Source organism: Paenibacillus sp. UNC499MF, from assembly GCF_900107975.1.
Lineage (GTDB): Bacteria > Bacillota > Bacilli > Paenibacillales > NBRC-103111 > Paenibacillus_F.
Window position 1 is genome coordinate 1 of sequence record NZ_FNVF01000015.1, and the last position, 19,372, is coordinate 19,372.

Genomic DNA, 19,372 nt, shown 5'->3' on the forward strand with positions numbered 1-19,372 from the left:
TCAAAGCAGTGACCGGCTTCCCTTTAGGCTCCCAATTCTCTTGAATCACGTGCTCGATAGCACCCGTAGCGGCATTGGTATGGAGGGTAATCTTTTTGCCGGTTCCTCCTTTTTCCTGCAGGATGATGCTCGTTTGAACACCTTGAACTTGACTGGCCTCGATTATTTGAAACGATTTTGTTTCGGGAAATGCATGGTACAGCCGCGCATTGAAAAGGCTGCCGGTTCTGCTAGTTAGCCCTTAAGCTTAACCGAATGTACTTATAAAGCGAATTGATGCATTACATGCATTACATCCCTTACATCAAATATTTTCCCGTTATCGACTGCTCCGCATGGATGATCTGCTCAGGTGTGCCTTCGAATACCACCTGTCCGCCCTTGCTGCCACCGTCCGGCCCCATATCGATGATCCAGTCCGCCTGGCTGATCACATCGAGGTTATGCTCGATGACGATCACCGTATTTCCGGCATCCACAAGACGGTTCATGATCTCCACAAGGTGACCGATATCCGACATATGTAAGCCGGTCGTAGGCTCGTCCATCACATAGATGCTGCCCTTCTTGTGAAGCTCGCTCGCCAGCTTGATGCGCTGGCACTCCCCGCCCGATAGCGTACTGAGCGGCTGGCCGAGTGTGATATAGTTGAGCCCCACATCACTCATCGCCTGGAGCTTGCGCACCACTTCTTTTAACTGGAAAAAATCCAATGCCTGCTCTACTGTCATCTCCAGCACTTCGGCAATTGACTTTCCGTTCAATTTGTACGAGAGCACTTCTTCCTTGAAGCGTCTGCCTCCGCATACTTCGCATGGCAGCTTCACGCTGTCAAGAAATGCAAGGTCCGTATAGACGACCCCCAGCCCTTGGCAGTTCTCGCAAGCTCCCTTGGAGTTAAAGCTGAACAAGCCCTGGCTCACTTTGTTCGCGGCAGCAAAAGCTTTGCGCACATCATCCATAATGCCCGTGTAGGTTGCCGGATTCGAGCGGGTTGATACTCCTACCGCCGACTGGTCAATGACGATCGCATCGGGGTGACCGCTGAGGAACACTTCGTTGATCAGCGTACTTTTGCCCGAGCCGGCGACACCCGTAACTACGGTCAGCACTCCGGCCGGAATGTCTACGCTTACGTTTTGCAGGTTATGCAGGCTGGCATCCCTGATGGACAGCTTGCCGGACGGCTGCCTGCACTCTTGCTTGAGCAAGAGCGGACGCTTCATATGGGTGCCTGTCAGCGTATCCGCCTCAAGCAAACCCTGGTAGCTTCCTTCATATACGATTGTACCGCCGCGGCTGCCGGCATGTGGCCCGACGTCGACGACATGATCCGCCACCTTGATTACATCGGGATCATGCTCGACGACGATCACGGTATTGCCTTTGTCCCGCAGCTTCTGAAGCAACTCATTCAACCGGTGTACGTCACGCGGGTGCAAACCGATGCTGGGTTCATCGAAGATATACGTGACATCTACCAGACTCCCGCTTAAGTGCTTCACCATCTTGACCCGCTGCGATTCGCCGCCGGACAGCGTATCCGTTTCGCGGTCCAGAGTCAAGTAGTCCAGTCCGATGTCCGCCAGATGCTGGAGCCTCTCTGTCAACGATTTAACAATCGGCGCGGCAACGGAATCGTCAATCTCCCGAATGACGCGAATAAGCCGGCCGACCTCCATGGAGGACATCTCGGCAATGTTGAGGCCATTGACTTTGCAGCTAAGCGCGGCCTGATTGAGCCTTGCGCCGCGGCAGCTGGAGCATGGCCCCTCGGAGATGTACGGAGCAACCGCTTTTTGTGTGCGCTCGGACTTCGTCTTCACGTCCTGTTTGATGTATTTGTTGGTGAACTTTTCGATAACGCCTTCGACCGTAATATTCGTTGCCTTCCCGGCGAAATCCATCTTCACTTTCCTGGCTTTGCCGTACAGGAGCTGCTCCAGCTCCTCGTCCGAATAATCGTTCAGTTTCTTATCCGGATCGAAGGGCCCTGCCTGCACGATCATGTTCCAATCCCATCCGTTCACCGAATAGTCCGGCAGCCTGATTGCTCCTTCATGGAGAGACTTGTTCATATCCAGCGCTTTACTCAAGTCAACGCCTAATTTGCGGCCGATTCCGCTGCATTCGGGACACATGCCTTGGGGATCGTTGAACGAAAACATGTGCGCTTGCCCTACATATGGCTGACCCGCTCGTGAGAAAAGAAGACGGAGAATGGGAGAAATATCCGTAATCGTGCCCATCGTGGAATGAGAACCGCCGCCCAGCCGCTTCTGATCGACGATAACGGCCATGCTCAAGTTTTCGATCGCGTCCGCATCCGGCTGCGGATAGCGGGGCAGGAAAGTGCGCACGAACATGCTGAAGTTCTCGTTCAGCAAACGCGTAGATTCCGCGGCAATCGTATCGAAAACGATCGATGACTTGCCGGATCCGGATACCCCGGTGAATATCGTGATCTTCCGCTTGGGAATGCGCAGGGATACGTTTTTGAGATTGTTTTCCCTCGCAGCCGAGATGACGATGTATTCCTGATTGGCTTCACTCATGATTAACATCCTTCCGGCAGTTAAATTGGGACTGATTCATTTTTTCTATGAATGAAATAATAAGGGGACGAACTCGGAGCTTGTACACGGTGGTTTTAATGTTGTTCACATATCGAATTTGTAAGGTGTTCCACAACTATATTGGTCACATATAGCTTTACCCATACGCATTTGACGCAAACCGGAACTCGAGCGAAAGGAACTTGTCAGGTCAGCCGAAGTAGACATAAACCGGCTGCTTGGCAGTTTGCAGCCGGTTTATGTGGATCCGCATATAGCAGGGTTTAGGTATCCCGCAGTTATAGCCTTCAGAAACAAAAAGTTATTTCGGAACTCGATTATTGTTCCAATACCTTTTCAAGTCCGCCGCACCATTTAGTCCAGCCATACTTGGCTCCATTGAGTGCCGGTTCATTCGAGATGCCGGTTTGTTCGAGATGGAGGTTAACTTTCCCCTCCCCCAAATCTTCCAGCGTCCAGGTGACCGTGTGTTTCTCTCCACTGGCCCATGTATACGACAAGCGGTTGGGTTCATCCACAAGGAGCACTTCACCTTCGATAATTCCGTTCCACCATTGAGTCGGCTGCGCACGGAACTGAAACCGGTGTCCTACGACAGGCTTAAAATCATTCTCCATTGCCTGACCGGTATGGATGTCGGCCACCCACTTGGCAAGCTTGCTGGAGTCGGTTAAAGCGGACCACAGCTTCTCGATCGATGTTTTGTACTGAAAATCAAGGGTTAATGTTAAACTCACTCTTCTTCCTCCTCTAATAGCTGGTTTAAGCGTAATAAATTCGTACTCCAAAACTTGCTGTAGAAAGCTACCCAATTTTGAATTTCTCTGAGCGGAGAGGCATTCAGCCTAAAACGTGTTTCTCTGCCGACTTTTCGGTCAATGACCAGACCGGCCTCTTTCAGGATAGTCAAATGCTTGGATACCGCTGTACGTCCCATTTCAAACTGTGCCGTTAATTCATGAAGAGGTATCTCTTCAGCCTGAGCCAGCAGATGAATTAACCGGCGTCTGGTTGGATCTGCAATCGCGTCAAACACATCCCGCTGATGGTCCTCGCTCACAACACCCTCTCCTAATAATTCAACGATTCTTAATTGGACACCATTTGGTGACATTTTGATTGTATGACACCGTTTGGTGTCGTGTCAACTTACTTTGTAAAATCACCCTATTTTTAAAAATTTAATCATGCCGGTTCTGTGCTCCCCACTCGCATAAACCTTCCAAAACGGGCAGCAGAGTTTCCGCTTTTTCTGTAAGACTGTATTCGACTTTAGGAGGAATCATAGCAGATGGAAAGAAGGACACTCTGTGATGAGTGTCCTTCATATATGCCGGTCGTACCGGCAGTTTACGCTTATCCTTAGTTGAGTAATCGGAGCCAAAGTAGATGCGGTTACCCCGATCGTATCCAAGCCACTTTAGGTCCTCGATGATCACGTTGACGTACTCGCTGTCTTCTTTGTGCGGGTTCTTATCATCAAAGCGTAAATGATGTCCCGTTAAAATTTCACTTCGTTTGGCAGCTATCTGATTTTTACTATTATTTTCCCTTTCGCCCTTCCCGACTCCGCATATTCCATCGCTTTTTGAGCATCTTCAAAAGGAAAAACTTTATCAATTACAGGTTTGATTTTTCCAGTCTCAATATAGTTTGCGATGACACGTAACTGCTCTCCGCTTGGCTTCATAAACAAAAACGTATATTGAACATGATGCTTTTTTTCAAGCGCAGTAAGCTTATGACTTGCTGCTGAAAACAACAGCGTTTTAAAAAATCCGGAACCATATTCTTTGCCAAAACGAGCATTCGGCAATCCCGAAACGGAAACAACTTTTCCTCCGCTTTTTATCACTTCGAATGATTTTTCGAGTATCTCGCCCCCAAGTGTGTCAAATACGGCATCATAGTTTTTCAGTAATTCTTCAAATTTTTCCGTCTTGTAATTTATAATTGTATCTGCACCAAGAGATTTCACTAAATTTGCACCAGCTTCACTGGCAGTCGTTGCAACAGTGGCACCCATTAATTTGGCCAGTTGAATAGCAAAGGTACCGACACCGCCAGCCCCGGCTTGAATTAAAATCTTTTGTCCCTTTTGTAAATGCAAAATGTCTGTTAGGGCTTGATAGGAGGTTAACCCAACCAGTGGAACCGATGCCGCTTCTTCAAAACTCAAATTTTTAGGCTTTAGGGCGATGTCATCTTCATGAATAGCGATATATTCAGCAAAAGTACCGATTTTACTCTTACGTGGACGTGCATATATTTCATCACCAACTTTAAAACGAGTCACTTTCGCGCCAACTTTAGCAACGACACCAGAAAAGTCATTCCCTAAGATAAGAGGCATTTTATATTTAACTAACAATTTCACTTTCCCATCACGTATTTTAAAATCAATAGGATTAATACTAGCTGCATGAATTTCTGCAAGCACCTCATATTCTCCAATTTCAGGTGTAGGGATTTCTGCCAAACGCATCGGAACTTTCCCATACCTATCCACAACCATTGCTCTCATCACCTATACCTCCAAATCATCAAATCATGTCTGTTTAAATTTCTTTCTTATCAATAAAAGTTCTGCATAAACTTATCTATATCCGAAACAAGCGTTCTTAATAAACCTAATTCTGTACGTACATCAATATAATAAAAATTTTTCGTCCCTTCTTTACGCATTAAAATAACGCCAGCCTCTCGTAAAACCTTAAGTTGATGGGACACAGCGGGTCGGGAAAGATGTGTTTGTTCAGTGATTTCACCCACGCGCAATCCTGTTTGACAATCCGTCCCCATGAGAACCAACAAGATCGATTGACGTGTTTCATCACCAATTGCCAGCAGTACTTTTTGACAATTAATAAAATCCTCTTTGATTATTTTAAGCTGGTCCTGTTTATTCATTCAGTAATACCCCCGACAATCAGTTTAATGGTTTAAGCTGATGAACCATATCACTGAAGACAACAATATACGATTGTTTTGTCAGGTGCAATATTGAGAAAGCAAATCGAGACGAATACATCATCGTATACACGTCAGAGGCTTACCAGCGTGCGATAAGCTGTGGTTTTACCTACGCTCCTGCTCAGCCATGTCTCAAATCCTCATTTTTTGCTCCAGGAATCCTTTAACGGAACGATCCGGTTAAATACAAGCCGATCCTTAGTACTGGACTTTGTGTCTGTACAAAAATAGCCATGCCGGAAAAATTGGAGTTTCTGTTCCGGAGAGGCATCGTGGACAAAAGGTTCTATACAAACATCCTTTAAGGTGACCAGCGAGTCAGGATTTATCCTTTCCGTCCATTCCTTATTATCGTCTTTCGAAGGGTCTGGATCGAGCAGCAGTTTATCATAAAGATTAACATCAACCTGAATGGCGTGGTCCGCGGATACCCAATGAATGGTCCCCTTCACCTTGCGCCCGGTAAACCCCGTACCGCTCTTCGTAAGCGGGTCGTAGGTACAGCGAAGTTCCGTAATTTCACCTGATTCCCGGTCCTTTACCACTTCTTCGCATCGGATGAAATACGCACCTTTCAGCCTTACTTCGGCATTCGGACTCAGTCTGTGAAAACCTTTGTCCGGCAGCTCCATAAAATCGTCACGCTCCATGTAAATTGTGCCTGAAAAAGGAACTTCTCTTTTCCCCAAAGATTCGTTTTCACTGTTGTTTTCTATGGATAACAATTCCATCGCATTTTTAGGATAGTTGGTAATGACGACTTTCAGAGGATTTAATACCGCCATGACACTAACCGTTTTTTCTTTTAAATCCTGTCTGAGGCTGTGATCTAGTAAAGAGATATCCACCGTGCTTTCCGTTCGAATATTGCCGATGGTTTCAATAAACCGGCGGATGCTTTCCGGTGTGAAGCCTCTTCTTCTAAGCCCTTGAATGGTTGGAAGCCTTGGATCATCCCAACCGTCAACGCATCCTCCTTCTACCATCCGTCTTAGAAAACGTTTGCTCGTCACAACACCTGTTAAATTCAGCCTGCCAAACTCCCTTTGCCGCGGCGGCTCGTGGTAACCAAGTTCTTTTAAAACCCATTCGTACAAGGGACGATGGTCTTTAAATTCAATGGAGCACAAAGAATAGGTGATTCCTTCGATCGCGTCTTGAATAGGATGAGCAAAATCGTACATCGGATAGATGCACCAGTCGCGTCCAGTCCTGTAATGCTCGGCGTAAACAATTCGATAAATAACAGGATCACGCATATTTAAATTGGGCGATGCCATATCAATTTTGGCGCGAACAATCTTAGAAGCAGCGGGGAAATCGCCTTTTTTCATTCGCTCAAAAAGTTCGAGATTTTCTTCGACTGAGCGGTTTCTATAAGGGCTGTCTACGCCAGGCTCCTTTAAAGTCCCCCGATACTTCGTCACTTCGTCTGGCGTTAAATCACAAACGTAGGCTTTTCCCTGCTTGATCAGTTTAACTGCGGCTCTGTAAATTTCGTTGAAGTAATCGGAGCCAAAGTAGATGTGGCTGCCTGGATCGTATCCAAGCCACTTGAGATCCTCGATGATCGCATTAACGTACTCGATGTCCTCTTTAAGCGGATTCGTATCGTCAAAGCGTAAATGAAATGTCCCGTTAAAGTTATGGGCCACCGAATAATTCGTATGAATGGCATAGGCGCTCCCGATGTGAAGATAGCCGTTAGGCTCCGGTGGAAAGCGCGTGCACATTTCCCTGTCAAAAGGGTTATGTTCAAGCTCTTCTTCAATCAACCTGAACATAAAATTTTCAGTCAGATGCCCCTTCTCGTTAACCATGCCGACTCCTCCTAATGATCTGGTTATGGGTAAATCAACAAAAAAAAATCTCACCTCCAAGACCTTAAGTCTTGGGGACGAAATTTTCGTGGTACCACCCCAGGTTCATTAATATGTCGCCATATTAATCTCTTCAAGTACGGCATGGCCATGCATGCTTATACTCTAGCTCTGTAACGGGAGCTCCCGTAATGCCATCCCCGTGTAAGGTTCCGGCATTCTGCTCAGAGGCTTGTTTCAGGGAAATATTCTTGACTCCTTTTCACCTGCCGGAGCTCTCTGTACAAGAACATGTTCCCTTACTCTTCTCGTCATCGCGTTTAATTATTTAAATCATAGTATCAAAGCCTTCCTTTTTTTGCAAACTGCCGACAATTTCGTCAAAAATGGCTAAGTTGTTACGGACACGCCAAGCTTAATCATACAGAAAAAAAAGTCTGCCGTGAGCCGTAATTACCCGGCTTCCGGCAGACTTTTTTCACTTCACTAATTCGATTTCGATTGACTTGCCGTCTACCGCATCGAATTCAACGGTGGTTGTCGCGGCGCCTGTGCTGAGGATGCGCGCTTCGCTGCTTGGCTTTTTCAAAAGCCATAAGCCGTTCAATGTGACCGTGACCTTTTTCAGTACGCTTTGTTTTAGCACGTCGGCATTCGGTATGGACTGGTTCGGATATTTAGGCAAACGAAGATCGGGATCGGCGACGCTCAGTACAACTTCATTCGTGTCCGTCTGCCGGACGATCGCCGTAATCGGATCGCTGCTGCCGTACAGCAAACCTTTGTTAACCGGCGTGCCGCTGTTAAAGATCGCATATCCCGTCAGCAGCTTGCCCGGCTCGGTATTTTGAACGATATGAGCGCTGCTGTCCTTCTGCAGCACGGTATATTGGGTATTGTTCGCGAAATCGGCTGTCCCTTGAGCGCCGGCTCCGACTTTAATCGCATACTCATAGCCGGAAGACGCCGGAGCCGTGCCATGATTAATGTACGCAGTCGTATAATGGCCGGACGTATCCGCGGTTCCCGAGCTGTCCTTGGAATGCTGTATTCCCCGAGCTATAACCGTGCCTGCCGGATTCGGCAGCACGTATCCGTTGCCGTATGGATCCACGATCCATGCTTTGGTTGTTCCGGTAACGGTATTCGTATAAGTCGGGCTTACGACCGGCGTAGTGGAATTATACCAGAAAGGCGTCGAGCCGCTTGGCATATACGATTGAAACAAGACAGTTTCCGTCGGATGTACCACATCCGTATTTCCGATGTCCGAGCCTAGGCTAACAATCTTATCCCCGAAGAAAAAGACGGATTTGTTCGCTTTAAAGCTCGTATCGTAGACGGTATCCTGAAGCTTCATGGCGAAAAGACCATATTGGTTCTTAAGAGATACGCCTCCCGCAAACGTACTGTTTGTAAAAGACCTTGTCGGTCCGCCTTCGGGAAGCGCAAGCTCGTTCAGGGACAAATGCTTGACCGTCGTGCCCGGCCAGCGGCTGAAATCCCACCCCGCGCCGACGTTAATTCCGCTTTCAATAATTCCGGAAGTCGGACCGTTATTGATTATCTGCAAATTGCCGTAACTCTGATACCGGCCGTATATATTTTCCGAAAGATTCTCCGTCGTTTGCGGGTCGAATTTATTGGACGCTTCGAAATCCCAGGCGTATTGGCTCCAGCCTTTGAGGCCGACCAACTTGTCGTTGATTCTGTTGACCGCAAGCGCGCCGTAAGGCTTCACCCAAAAGCCCTGCGGATTAGCTTTTGGACTGAATCCCGCTTTCGAGAGCGAATCCGCCAGCTGCAGGCCGCCAAGCGTATCCAAATAAGAAACGCCATACGTATCCGCCGACGGGAACAGCTCGTTTTGCAGCAATATCGACTGCGGGTCCCACAGTCTCATGAAAGTGGAGGCTAATTCACTATCGGTCGGGCTCTTCGCAAGCGCCAAGTAAGCGTATGCCGGAAGAATGCCTGTGATGGGTCTTGTTTGACTGGGGAAACGGCCTGTCGCACCGATCGGCATATCGTATTTGTTGGAAATCTGTTCAATGGTGAGCAGGCCTTTTTTGATATTGCCGAATGCGGAGTCGGACAGCGCAAACGGCGTACCATTCAGGAAATAAGTGATTAATGACGCGGCATGAAGCGCATCCGGTCCGTAAGCGTTCAGGTACACGCCCCTGTGATGGAACAGGGAGCCGTCCGGCTTGATCGTTCCGGCATAGCCGGGAGCGGTTTGCAGCGCTTGCTCGTACATGCCGATCAGACCTTTCATGTACTGGACTTTTTTAGGCGTATTATCCATACCGAGCACATAGAGCAGATCGTACAGGAACTTCGTCCGGAATTCGTCCGGCGTCGTTTCCACGTATACGGAATTATCGAACGTTTTGCCGAAATTGGAATACCAGAAGCTGGTTCTGGACTCGCGTTCAAATATTCCCGCTTCCTTCAGTTCGCTGCGCATCAAATAAACCGCATGAAAATATCCGTTGTTTTTGTTCATTTCATGATCCTGCGTACCGAGCGCGCTGCCTTCCGCCCAGCCTTGATCGTTCATATAATCGAACACATCGATCACTTTCTGCTTGCTGGCCGCATTTCCATTGATTTTGTAATCAAAAACGAGCGGAAGGAGCACTCTTTTGCTGACATCCTCACCGAATTTGCGCAAGTGCGGGTCGCGGCTCGCATACAGAGCGTCGCCGGTTATCGAACCATCGGGATGTCTCGTGATATCCAGCGTATTGTAAGCTGCAAGCCCCGCCGTAATAAAAGCCTGAAGCGAGTCGTATCTTGTTTTCAGTGGGCCCGTCAAGCCCGCATATTGAAGCGCATCGCCATAAATCCACTTTTCATATTTATCCGCAATCGCGTCAAACGCCTGGATCTGCTGCGGAGTGATCGCCGGTTCCAACGGAATCGTAGGCTGCTGCTGACTGTACAAATAAACATTATCCCAAGTACTGGCGCCTACATCGATACCGGGTTTAGGCATCTGGTAATCCGCGGACCGGGCTTTAATCATGGATGAAGAGAACTCCAGATTATCGAAGTAAAGACTGCCGGAAGGAACCGAAGCGGGAGGGACAATCTGCATCGTTTCGAGCGCATTGCTTTGGCTTTTCGTGTAGGCGGGATTATTCCCCTCCTCCCTGAATTTAACCCAGACGGCCCGCCATCCTTTGAAGTTAAGATTCACACCGAAAGAGTAATGATAAATGCCGCTGTTGATTTCATTGATTTTGCCGAAATTAAACGTGACTTTGTCATTCACCGGCGATTCGTTGTAGATCCACAGCTTCATGCCGCCGTTCTTGACGTTGGCCGCCGCCAGATTGGCCGGCTGGGTATCGCGGAGCTTAGATCCGTTGGACCAGGTCCATCGCAGACTGCTCAGGCCGTGCTTGTAATGCTTGCCGGAAATGGCTGCGGAGCCGCCGTTTTCTACGGTCCATGTCGACGGAACCGCCGCCGCTTCAAACGATTCGGTCTGGGAATAATCGTCTGCGGCTAACGTCTTAGCAGGAACTGAAGTCCAGACGGTCGCCAGTATCGCCGCTGCCGTCAGGAAGCTGATCCCCTTTTTCCATACGCTTGCCCATCTTTGGTTCATCACTTATCCTCCCTTGAATAGGTTCCTTGTCCAGGAACGAATGTATATGAAAGAAGCCCGCTTTGTCCAAGGACATTGTCAATACGTCCTCTTACAAAACGAGCCTCCAGTCATCCAGTCGGCATTGGGTTCACCCGCGGTGAAGTTATTTTAATCGCTTATAATCGTCTACGGTAAAGTCTTTGTCCGTATCCCAATTCGGGAACGAAAAATCGTTTCGGCTGACGTTCACACCGCCTGATTTTATTTTGCCGATCGCATCGTCCAAGCCTTTGTTGGCCTTGTCGTTATATGCCCTGAGCGCTCCGGCCCAATCCTTCTGCGCACCCGTCAGCCCCGCCTGCAAAATCTCTCCGAAAGCCGGCCTGATCTTCGGCTGCGATAAGGCGCCCAGCTCGACGATCACTTTCGCCGTTTGCGGGTTTCTTACCGCGTAGTTCGGACGCTCGTGCAGCAAATCCTTGTGAAGCCGGACAAACTGCTCGAACTCGGGATACGGATACAGCTTTTTGTCGTTATTGATGCTTTCGATCGGGGTCAACGCAACACCCTTGTTCAAGTAGTTCTCGTAAAACAACGGCGATGCGAAGCCGTTCTCGATAAACTCACCGGTTTCCTTCGGATGCTTCGTATGGGCGGAAATCAAATACCCGGTCCCGGTAGCCCGGTTGTAATAATAACCCGGTTTGCTGCCGTCCTGCGTAGGCACTGCGGCCAGCCCGAAATTCGCGCCCGGCGTGTCGCGTTTGATGATCCACATCCGCGCGCGGCCTTCTATGAAAAACGCGGCTTTCGCCTGTCCGAACAGGACGGTGGCCTCCGCCAGCTTCATCGTATAAGATGACGGAAGGATACTGCCGTCGTTCTTCAATTCGTTCAGGAAAGCGAAGGAATCAATCGTCGCTTTGGAATCGAACGCATACGTTCCTGTTTTGTAGTTAAAACGATAGGAGCCGTCACCCACCTCTTCCTTGTTCAGACCGGCCGCCAGCCCGTCGACAATTTTGGTGATTCCCGAAGCCGTGGCGCTTTCCCCTCCGCTGAAGACGAGGCCGTAAACGTCTCCTTTGCCTTTTTCCGTGACGGTTCTGGCCATGCTGCGCAGCTCGTCCCACGTCTTCGGCGGCTTTTCTGGATCAAGGCCCGCGTTTTTAAGCACATCCTTGTTGTAGTAGAGAATGGAAGTGAGGACAGGGCCGGTGATCGGCCAGGAATAAGTTTTGCCGTCGATCATATTGACGCCTTCCTGGAAAGAGCCTTCGGCGAACTGCTTCTTCCATTGGTCCGACACAATCCCGTCAAACGGCAGCGCCCAGCCGCTTGCGACAACCGTCCGGACATCCGTATTTTGCGGAGTCACGAATACGTCCGGCAGCTCGTTCGAGGTTGCGGCAGCCTGGATGGCCGTATGATATTCGGCCCAGGGCATGTATTTGGCCTCGACGCGTACTTTGCCTTTATGCTTTTCGTTGTAGGCTTTGACCATACGCTGGCCGGGACTGTCGTCGCCTTTCAGAAAATCGTCGCCCCCCCATAAGGTGAGAACAACCTCTTTGCCATCCTCCGGCGCCGATTTGCCGTTTGCTTCTGCCGCTTTGTCGGAAATTCCCGAGCATCCGCTCAGAAGCAGTACGGCGCATAACGCAAGCGCCCCTCCCGCTTTCCCTTGTTTGTTCGACATGAGTTCTCCATCCTTAGTCCGATCGGACATTATTTTTTTGAAATGTAACTATCCTTTAACGGCTCCGGCAACTCCTTCGATAAAGTAACGCTGGAGCGCTATGAATACGGCGAGAATCGGCAGCAGCGAGATGCTTGCGGCCGCCGCCATCCCCGTCCAGTCCATCGTCTGTTCGCCCACAAACTGATACATCCCCACGCCGAGCGTGCGAAGCTCGGGTTTGGATAACGTGAACACAAGCGGCATCAAAAACGCGTTCCAAGTCCACATGAACTGCATGATGGCGGACGTCGCGATGACCGGTTTGGCCAGCGGCAGCATAATTTGCGCAAAAGTGCGGAAAAATCCGCTGCCGTCCATTTCGGCCGATTCCTCCAGCTCCTTCGGCAAGCCTCTGAAGTAAGCGACGAAAAGCAGAATAAACAGCACATGCCCCCCTCCGACTTCGGCCAGAATAACGCCCCAGATGGAGTTGTTCAGACCTATTTCATTCACCAGCATGTAGGTCGGAATGATCGTATAACCTTTGGGCATGAACATCGTGGCTGTGATAGCCGAGATGAACAGCAGCCTTCCGCGAAAGCGGTAGCGGCCGATCGCATAGCCTGTGAGCGAGCAAACCGCAATGACGATGAGCACGACAGAGACGGTAACCACAACCGTATTCCAGAAATAGACCGAGAAATGCGCCGTCTCCCAGGCCCGCCGGTAATTAGCGAATTGGAACTTCTCAGGCAAAAGCGAGATGCCCGATGTGATGTATTCATTGTTCGTTTTGAACGAGGACAACAGCATCCAGACGAACGGATAGATCCACACAATGCCCACGCCGATGAGCCCCAGATGGGCCGCCACGAGAAACGGCGAAGAGCCTCCCCGTTTTCTTTTCATGTTGCCTCTTCCCCTTCCCGTCATCTACCCGCGCCCGCGGATCTCCGCCCGCCGCTCAGCCTGACAAGCAGCCCCAGAAGCAGCGAGATAAACATCACGGCTATGCCGTATACAACACCCGCGGCCGAAGCGAAGCCGATCCTTGCCTCTCCTTTGCCGGCGAACGCATACCGGTAGATATAGATATCCACCATATCCGTTTTAAAAGCGGGGCCACCTTCGGTCATTGATTTCACCAGATCGAAAACATGCAGGGCATTGACTGCCGACACCAGCAAAATCACGGTTCCTACCGGAATGAGTAGAGGCAGGGTGATATAGCGAAACAGTTGCAAGTGAGAAGCGCCGTCGATGCGGGCCGCCTCAAACAGCTCTTTCGGCAGCGATTGGATGCCGGCCAGCCAATAAATCAGCTTCATGCCGAAGCTTTTCCAGATGCCTACGAGAATGACAATAAGCAGAGCGGTGTCCGCGGAGCCCAGCCAATCGACCGGTTTATGTATGATTCCGATTTGGAGCAGGATCTCATTGACCAGTCCTTTGTAAGCTCCGAAAATAAAGCGCATCACGAGTCCGACCACTGCGGTCGTCGTCACCACCGGCAAAAAATAAATCGTACGGTACAGGACCTTGCCGCGTATCCAGTCCGCATTCAGCAGAAGTGCCATCAAAAGCGCGAGAGGCACCTGGATACTGACAAGCCAAACCATAAAAACAAGACTGTTGCGAAACGCGTTCCAGAACAGCGGGTCGGCCAGCGTTTCCCGGAAGTTGTCCCATCCGATGAACATATGCAGCGGTCCGTAACCCGACCAGTCGAAAAAAGCATACACATAGCTCATCGCTATGGGATATACCGTGAACGATAAAAACAGAATCAGCTGCGGCGCGATAAACAGCCAGCACCACAACGCCTTCCGGCTGCGGTAATGAAGCCTGAAACGCTTGCGCTCAGCGCTTTTACGGGAATGTGTCTGCACGGCAGTTTCCATCATGTGCCCCTTTCTCTTAAAACCCGTCGCGGATCTCCCGATTGCATAATAAAAAGACCTCCCCCATGAAAGTGTTCAAGGGCAGACGTCTCCGGTCGTCCGGTATTCGTCATGCAAAATCGTTAGGAATCGTTTTGAAACGTCTTGCTGCTGGCTGTCGGCTGCTTCCCTCAGGCAAGCGCATAGATCGGGGATAACCAGGCACACTGGCCGTTCATCTGCCGGATTTCGACGTGATACACGTCGCACTCGGACTCTACGGCATCGTCGATCCAGGTTTCCCGCAGCGTATACAGCCGTTCTTCCACGGCACGGTGAATCATGAAGGCTTCGGAATTATACGCCCTTAGATGGGTAGTACGGTTCCCTTCAAGCAGTTCTCCGATTGCGGCCGATATGATGCCGCCATTCAGTTCCACGCTCACCACCGTGCCGAGGTCACCCTCCACTTCCAGAATGAGTCCTGCCGTATGAGGATGCAGCGTGGTGGGATTGCGGAATGTCGTACATGTCCATTCCACGGTTGTATCCGTCTGCCGGGAGATTTCGTTGCTGAGCGCGTTCATAGCGGGGTTGTCCTTCAAATCCGGCGTCGGGGCCAGAATGCTTCGGCCGCGGAAGCACGTTTCCACCGACAGGAGGTTCCCCGCATGGATCTCGGCTTTCCCCTGCCAGGCATATCCGTTCCTGGCGTTGCCCCAGCCGCATTCGACTTTTACTTTATATTTGCGGCTTCCGGTGCCGGAATTCGGCTGCGGAGCGGTCAGATCTTCGCCGTTGAAAACTTTGAACGGCTTCACGTTTTTGAAAACGACGACTTTGTCGATTTGATCGCTTGCCGTTATCTCCAAAGCGAAATTCCGCTTCGCCCCCTGTACTTCGCTGCCCATGGGAGCTCCGTTGAGCGTAAAGCCGCAGCGAATTTTATCGCCCGTCACGGCATACGTCCGCCTCGCCAGAATCGCGTCCCAAATCGCTTCGCGTGTTTTCGATTCGGCCAGAACGGCTAAACGGCCGTCGCCGTACGATCCCGGATAGCCGGCATGATGATCCGTGGAGCCCACGAAGCCGAAACGAAGCTTGCGTTTCAGCGCCGCATACACGCTTGATCTGGAGTCCCGGGGACCCATATCGTGGTAGTACGGATAGGGACTTTGATCCGATAATCCGCTGCCGTGCTTGGAGTACACTTCCACAATCGGGCTGGCTTCCGGATCGAAGCTTTCCCAATTGCCGCCGCGATAGCCGGGCGTGTAACCGACATGATGCGGGACCGCAATAACCCTGTACTTCCTTAGCTGCTCCAGGATCGCTGCGGTCGAGCTCCCCCCGACTAACGGAAGATCGTCATCCGGCGATAAGAAGTGATGGTCGCCGTATCGGCTCGAATGTGCTTCGTAGCCTTGAAACGTAACAAACTCGTGCGGGACGTGGAACGATTTAACCGTTTCGCGTACATGTTCCCAGCTTCCGCGCAGTTTGGCGAAACCCTCCGTATGGAAATCGACCAAATATTCAAGCCCCTGCGTACGATCCGGCATATCGTGCCAAGATGCATGCCCGATAATGGCGCAAAAATCCAATTGGCTCCTGGCAGCCTTCAGCGCGTTTTCCAACCCGCCAAAGCCGTAACTGATTCCGCAGTGATTATGTAAATCTCCCCAATATAAATTCATTCTCTGCCCATCTCCTGTCGTTCCGTCAAGATTGATGACCGGTACCCTTTTGTTCACCAGAACGTTTCTTTCTGTCCGCGCAGTTTCGTCAGAGCTTCAGCGAAAAAGTAATCGCCATAGATCCAGCCGGTGCCGATATTATCGTTTCCCGGGAATTTGCCGGTTCCATGCAGTCAGATTACTTCCTCCTGCCTTATGCGCCCGCTCTTCTTCCACCCATTTCATCCGCATCTGCCGCAGACACTTTCCCCCGCCTCCTTATCGTCTTCCGTGCGTTTGAAAGGGGCCGTAATGGGACAAAAACCGTTGGTAAGCATCCTCCGGCACCGTCAGCATATCTGCCGTTTCCCCCATATGGACTCTAAGCGCGTCCAGCATCGAACCGATCCGGCCGTGTTGTTCGGGAAGAAAGGCAAGATTGCGCATCTCAAGCGGATCGGATTCCTGGTCGTAAAGCTCGATAAACAGTTCGTCTTTAAACATATCGACAATCAGTTTGTAAGAACCTTCAAGGACACACCGCTGAAAATTGCCCCGGGCGCCGTTGCCGTCAAACTGGATAAAGATCCGCTCGCGTTGAAGCCGGTCGACTTTTCCGCCTATCAGCGGCATTAATGAAATGCCGGATATGTTTTCCGGCGCCGCGATTTGAAGATAATCGCATATCGTCGGGAGGACATCGACTGCGCTGACGAGCGCGCTGCTGCCGGAGATCGCCGGAGAAAAGCTGCGCGGAAATTTGAAGAAAAGAGGAGTGCGGACCGCTTCCTCATACATGCACATTTTCTGCCAAAGCCTGTGGGAGCCGAGCATCTCGCCGTGGTCGCTGGCAAAGACGATAAGCGTCTCGTCATAAATCCCCTCCCGCTTCAGCTGCGCGATCACCTCACCCACACAATGATCCAGCAGCGCCGTCAGACCCAGGTAGACGTTCCAAATACGCTTCCATTCCATGCGGGAATACGTGCTTCCGAGCATACCAGGCAAATTGTACAGCTGCAGGGGAGATTGATTGTCGCCCCATTCTCCGACATTGTCGGGCACTTCCGCATCTTGAATCATGGAATACCACGGTTCGGGAATGTGAAAAGGCGGATGGGGGGAGACAAACATCGCCGTAAGCGCAAACGGCTTGCTCCTGTCGCGTTCCCGAATCGCGTGCAGGCAATCTTTCAGAATAAAGCCGTCATAAAAATAATCCAACTCTTCCTCGTAACGTCCGGTTGCCGGTATCGAATAATTCCGCTTGCGTGTGACGGCGCCATACACTTGCTCGGGGACAGGGCCTTGATAAGCTTTGCCGCCGGGCTTCGGCTTCCCCCGCTCTTTCAGAAACGCTTCGTACCGCTCTTCCAAAGGAAGCCAGCGCGTCTTGCTGCCGGCCTCATGCTCCGGCTTCACCTCCGCAAACAAATGCTGTTTGCCGGTATGCCAACTATCCCATTCGCTCTCCAGCAAATCATACCAGTGCGTATGATCTGAACGAACGCTGCCGTGTCGTCTCTCTTGTTCCGTCCACGCATTAATGAGCGAGCCAGTCACATTCGGATATTTGCCGGTTAAAAATGCGCCTCTGGCGGGAACGCATAACGGCGAGGCGCAGTAGGCTCTCGTGAAATCCACGCTTTCCGCACGCAGCCGGTTCAGATTTGGCGTGTGCCCTCCAATGGCATCCCATCTCAATTGATCAGCCATTATGAGTACAACGTGTGGTTTACCGGGTTTACTGGGTTTACCGCTCAATCCTCCACACCTCTCTTCGACAATCGCAATAATTTATAAACCATAATTCCTATTGTTTTACTATGGTATTACGAATTAGACCCATCATAAGCTCCTCCCATTCTTTTGTCAACATTTAAACTAACTTTGGAATCTGCTATTATGGAATTAAACTTATTTTCTTTGCATGTTCGAACACGAAAGGAATGGCTTATGGATACTATTCGCAAAGTTGTGGATCAAAAAGGGAGCAAATCGGCGATTATTCAATCCCTTCGCCTCTACGGTTCAATGTCCCGGATCGAATTGGCGCAGCGGACGGAATTAAGCCGGGCCACGATTTCGATGTCGATCCAGGAACTTATCGAGCTGGGCATTGCCCACGAAACCGAAACCCGGCAATCGACGGGAGGCAGACGCCCGACCGATGTCGAGCTGATGCCGAATACGCATCTGGTGCTGGGCGCCGACCTCAATCAGCATGGATGGATGCTGGGCGCTTTCGATTTGCTTGGCAGCACCGCGGACAGCAGGCACATCCCTCTAAGCCGGCTGACTCCGGAAGCCGCTTTTCGCGCATTGGTTGATGAATTGCCGTCATTTATTTCAAAACTTGACAAAAGTCCGATGCCTCTCCTCGGTATTTCCCTGCCTGGCATCGTTGATTCCAATCAAGGTGTTCTGCGGAGTTCGGCTGTGCTCGGATGGCAGGAGGTCGGGTGGGGCTCCCTTTTCGAACGGGAGCTCGGATGGCCGACAACGCTCATTAACCGCAGCAGGGCCCGAGGATTAACGGAGTGCCGCTACGGCTCGGGAAAAGAGCACCGGCATATGATCTACATCGGGATCGACGCCGGGATCGGCGCGGGCATCTATGTCGATCGCGAATTGATTCACGGCGCCATTGGCGGAGCCGGTGAGATCGGCCATACAACGGTGACCGACGGCGGGCCCCTCTGCCCTTGCGGCAACACGGGTTGCTTGCAAACCTTATCAGCCGCACAGGCGATCGAATTGGAAGCACGCAGACTGCTTCGTTCTGGCGCCGCTTCCTCCATGCAGCCGCAATCCGTCTCGGACCTGCAGCTACTGCGGGCCGAGCATGTTTGCGCCGCCGCTGAGCATGGCGATGAGCTGGCCGCGCAAATCATCGAGAAAGCCGCGTCTTATTTGGGTACGGCCATGGCCAATCTGGTTAATTTGCTTAACCCCGAGTCCATCATTCTGGGCGGTCCTATCCCTAAAGACAGTTCTCTGTACGTGAAGACGGCGGAAAAGGTCATGCGGCAGCGGGCGATGAGCACGCTCTCATGGGATACCGAAGTGAAAGTCGGACAATTCAAGGAAATCGGCGGCGCGCTCGGCGCGGCAAACTTCATCCTGGACAAGCATTTGTCGTTCTCTTATCTGGCGCCCTAAACA

The 19,372-nt window shown here is 50.8% G+C and carries 13 protein-coding genes, 3 pseudogenes and 1 other annotated feature; of the genes and pseudogenes, 1 reads left to right on the forward strand and 15 read right to left on the reverse strand.

The features are described 5' to 3' along the window. The 15 genes and pseudogenes from C4S74_RS27110 to C4S74_RS22085 all read right to left on the reverse strand — a co-directional run. A pseudogene (locus C4S74_RS27110) lies at positions 1-205 on the reverse strand (hypothetical protein); the annotation flags it as partial. A 94-nt stretch (positions 206-299) separates the two neighbouring features. Further along, positions 300-2,555: an excinuclease ABC subunit UvrA gene (locus C4S74_RS22020; protein WP_103997492.1), complete on the reverse strand. Its 2,256-nt coding sequence runs from the start codon at positions 2,553-2,555 to the stop codon at positions 300-302. A 338-nt stretch (positions 2,556-2,893) separates the two neighbouring features. Continuing rightward, on the reverse strand, positions 2,894-3,313 hold the full coding sequence (locus C4S74_RS22025) for an SRPBCC domain-containing protein (RefSeq protein ID WP_103997493.1): 420 nt from the start codon (positions 3,311-3,313) through the stop codon (positions 2,894-2,896). Beyond that, positions 3,310-3,636, reverse strand: coding sequence for a helix-turn-helix transcriptional regulator (locus C4S74_RS22030; RefSeq protein WP_103997494.1), 327 nt, complete (start codon positions 3,634-3,636; stop codon positions 3,310-3,312). Before C4S74_RS22030 ends, C4S74_RS22025 begins: the two co-directional genes overlap by 4 nt. 121 nt (positions 3,637-3,757) lie before the next feature. Then, a pseudogene (locus C4S74_RS26710) lies at positions 3,758-3,859 on the reverse strand (winged helix-turn-helix transcriptional regulator); the annotation flags it as partial. 93 nt (positions 3,860-3,952) lie between these two features. Further along, positions 3,953-4,153, reverse strand: a pseudogene (locus C4S74_RS27115) (glutamate--tRNA ligase family protein); the annotation flags it as partial. Then, complete coding sequence (locus tag C4S74_RS22040) at positions 4,102-5,100, reverse strand: NADP-dependent oxidoreductase (RefSeq protein WP_103997495.1); 999 nt, start codon at positions 5,098-5,100, stop codon at positions 4,102-4,104. The gene C4S74_RS22040 and the pseudogene C4S74_RS27115, both read right to left, overlap by 52 nt. A 50-nt stretch (positions 5,101-5,150) precedes the next feature. Beyond that, the gene (locus C4S74_RS22045; protein ID WP_103997496.1) at positions 5,151-5,486 is read right to left on the reverse strand and encodes a helix-turn-helix transcriptional regulator; all 336 of its coding nucleotides are present in this window, start codon (positions 5,484-5,486) and stop codon (positions 5,151-5,153) included. A gap of 203 nt (positions 5,487-5,689) precedes the next feature. Further along, positions 5,690-7,369, reverse strand: a complete 1,680-nt coding sequence (locus C4S74_RS22050; RefSeq protein WP_103997497.1) for a glutamine--tRNA ligase/YqeY domain fusion protein — start codon at positions 7,367-7,369, stop codon at positions 5,690-5,692. Positions 7,370-7,439: 70 nt separating this feature from the next. Continuing rightward, positions 7,440-7,693: a binding site (T-box leader), on the reverse strand. A 154-nt stretch (positions 7,694-7,847) separates the two neighbouring features. After that, positions 7,848-10,988 carry a chondroitinase family polysaccharide lyase gene (locus C4S74_RS22055; RefSeq protein WP_103997498.1) on the reverse strand — a complete coding sequence of 1,047 codons (3,141 nt, stop codon included), beginning with the start codon at positions 10,986-10,988 and terminating at the stop codon, positions 7,848-7,850. Positions 10,989-11,133: 145 nt separating this feature from the next. Then, positions 11,134-12,669, reverse strand: a complete 1,536-nt coding sequence (locus C4S74_RS22060; protein ID WP_103997499.1) for an ABC transporter substrate-binding protein — start codon at positions 12,667-12,669, stop codon at positions 11,134-11,136. Positions 12,670-12,717: 48 nt separating this feature from the next. After that, entirely contained in the window at positions 12,718-13,560 is an 843-nt protein-coding gene (locus C4S74_RS22065) for a carbohydrate ABC transporter permease (RefSeq protein ID WP_181024505.1), read from the reverse strand. Between the two features lie 20 nt (positions 13,561-13,580). Beyond that, complete coding sequence (locus C4S74_RS22070; RefSeq protein ID WP_103997501.1) at positions 13,581-14,555, reverse strand: carbohydrate ABC transporter permease; 975 nt, start codon at positions 14,553-14,555, stop codon at positions 13,581-13,583. A 167-nt stretch (positions 14,556-14,722) separates the two neighbouring features. Beyond that, the gene (locus C4S74_RS22075; RefSeq protein WP_103997502.1) at positions 14,723-16,228 is read right to left on the reverse strand and encodes a hypothetical protein; all 1,506 of its coding nucleotides are present in this window, start codon (positions 16,226-16,228) and stop codon (positions 14,723-14,725) included. A gap of 258 nt (positions 16,229-16,486) precedes the next feature. Further along, entirely contained in the window at positions 16,487-17,971 is a 1,485-nt protein-coding gene (locus tag C4S74_RS22085; RefSeq protein ID WP_103997503.1) for a sulfatase, read from the reverse strand. A gap of 192 nt (positions 17,972-18,163) precedes the next feature. On the opposite strand from C4S74_RS22085, the gene C4S74_RS22090 reads away from it, so the two are divergent. Then, positions 18,164-19,369 (forward strand): ROK family protein, encoded by a 1,206-nt coding sequence (locus tag C4S74_RS22090; RefSeq protein ID WP_103997504.1) that lies wholly within the window; start codon positions 18,164-18,166, stop codon positions 19,367-19,369. Positions 19,370-19,372: the final 3 nt, after the last annotated feature.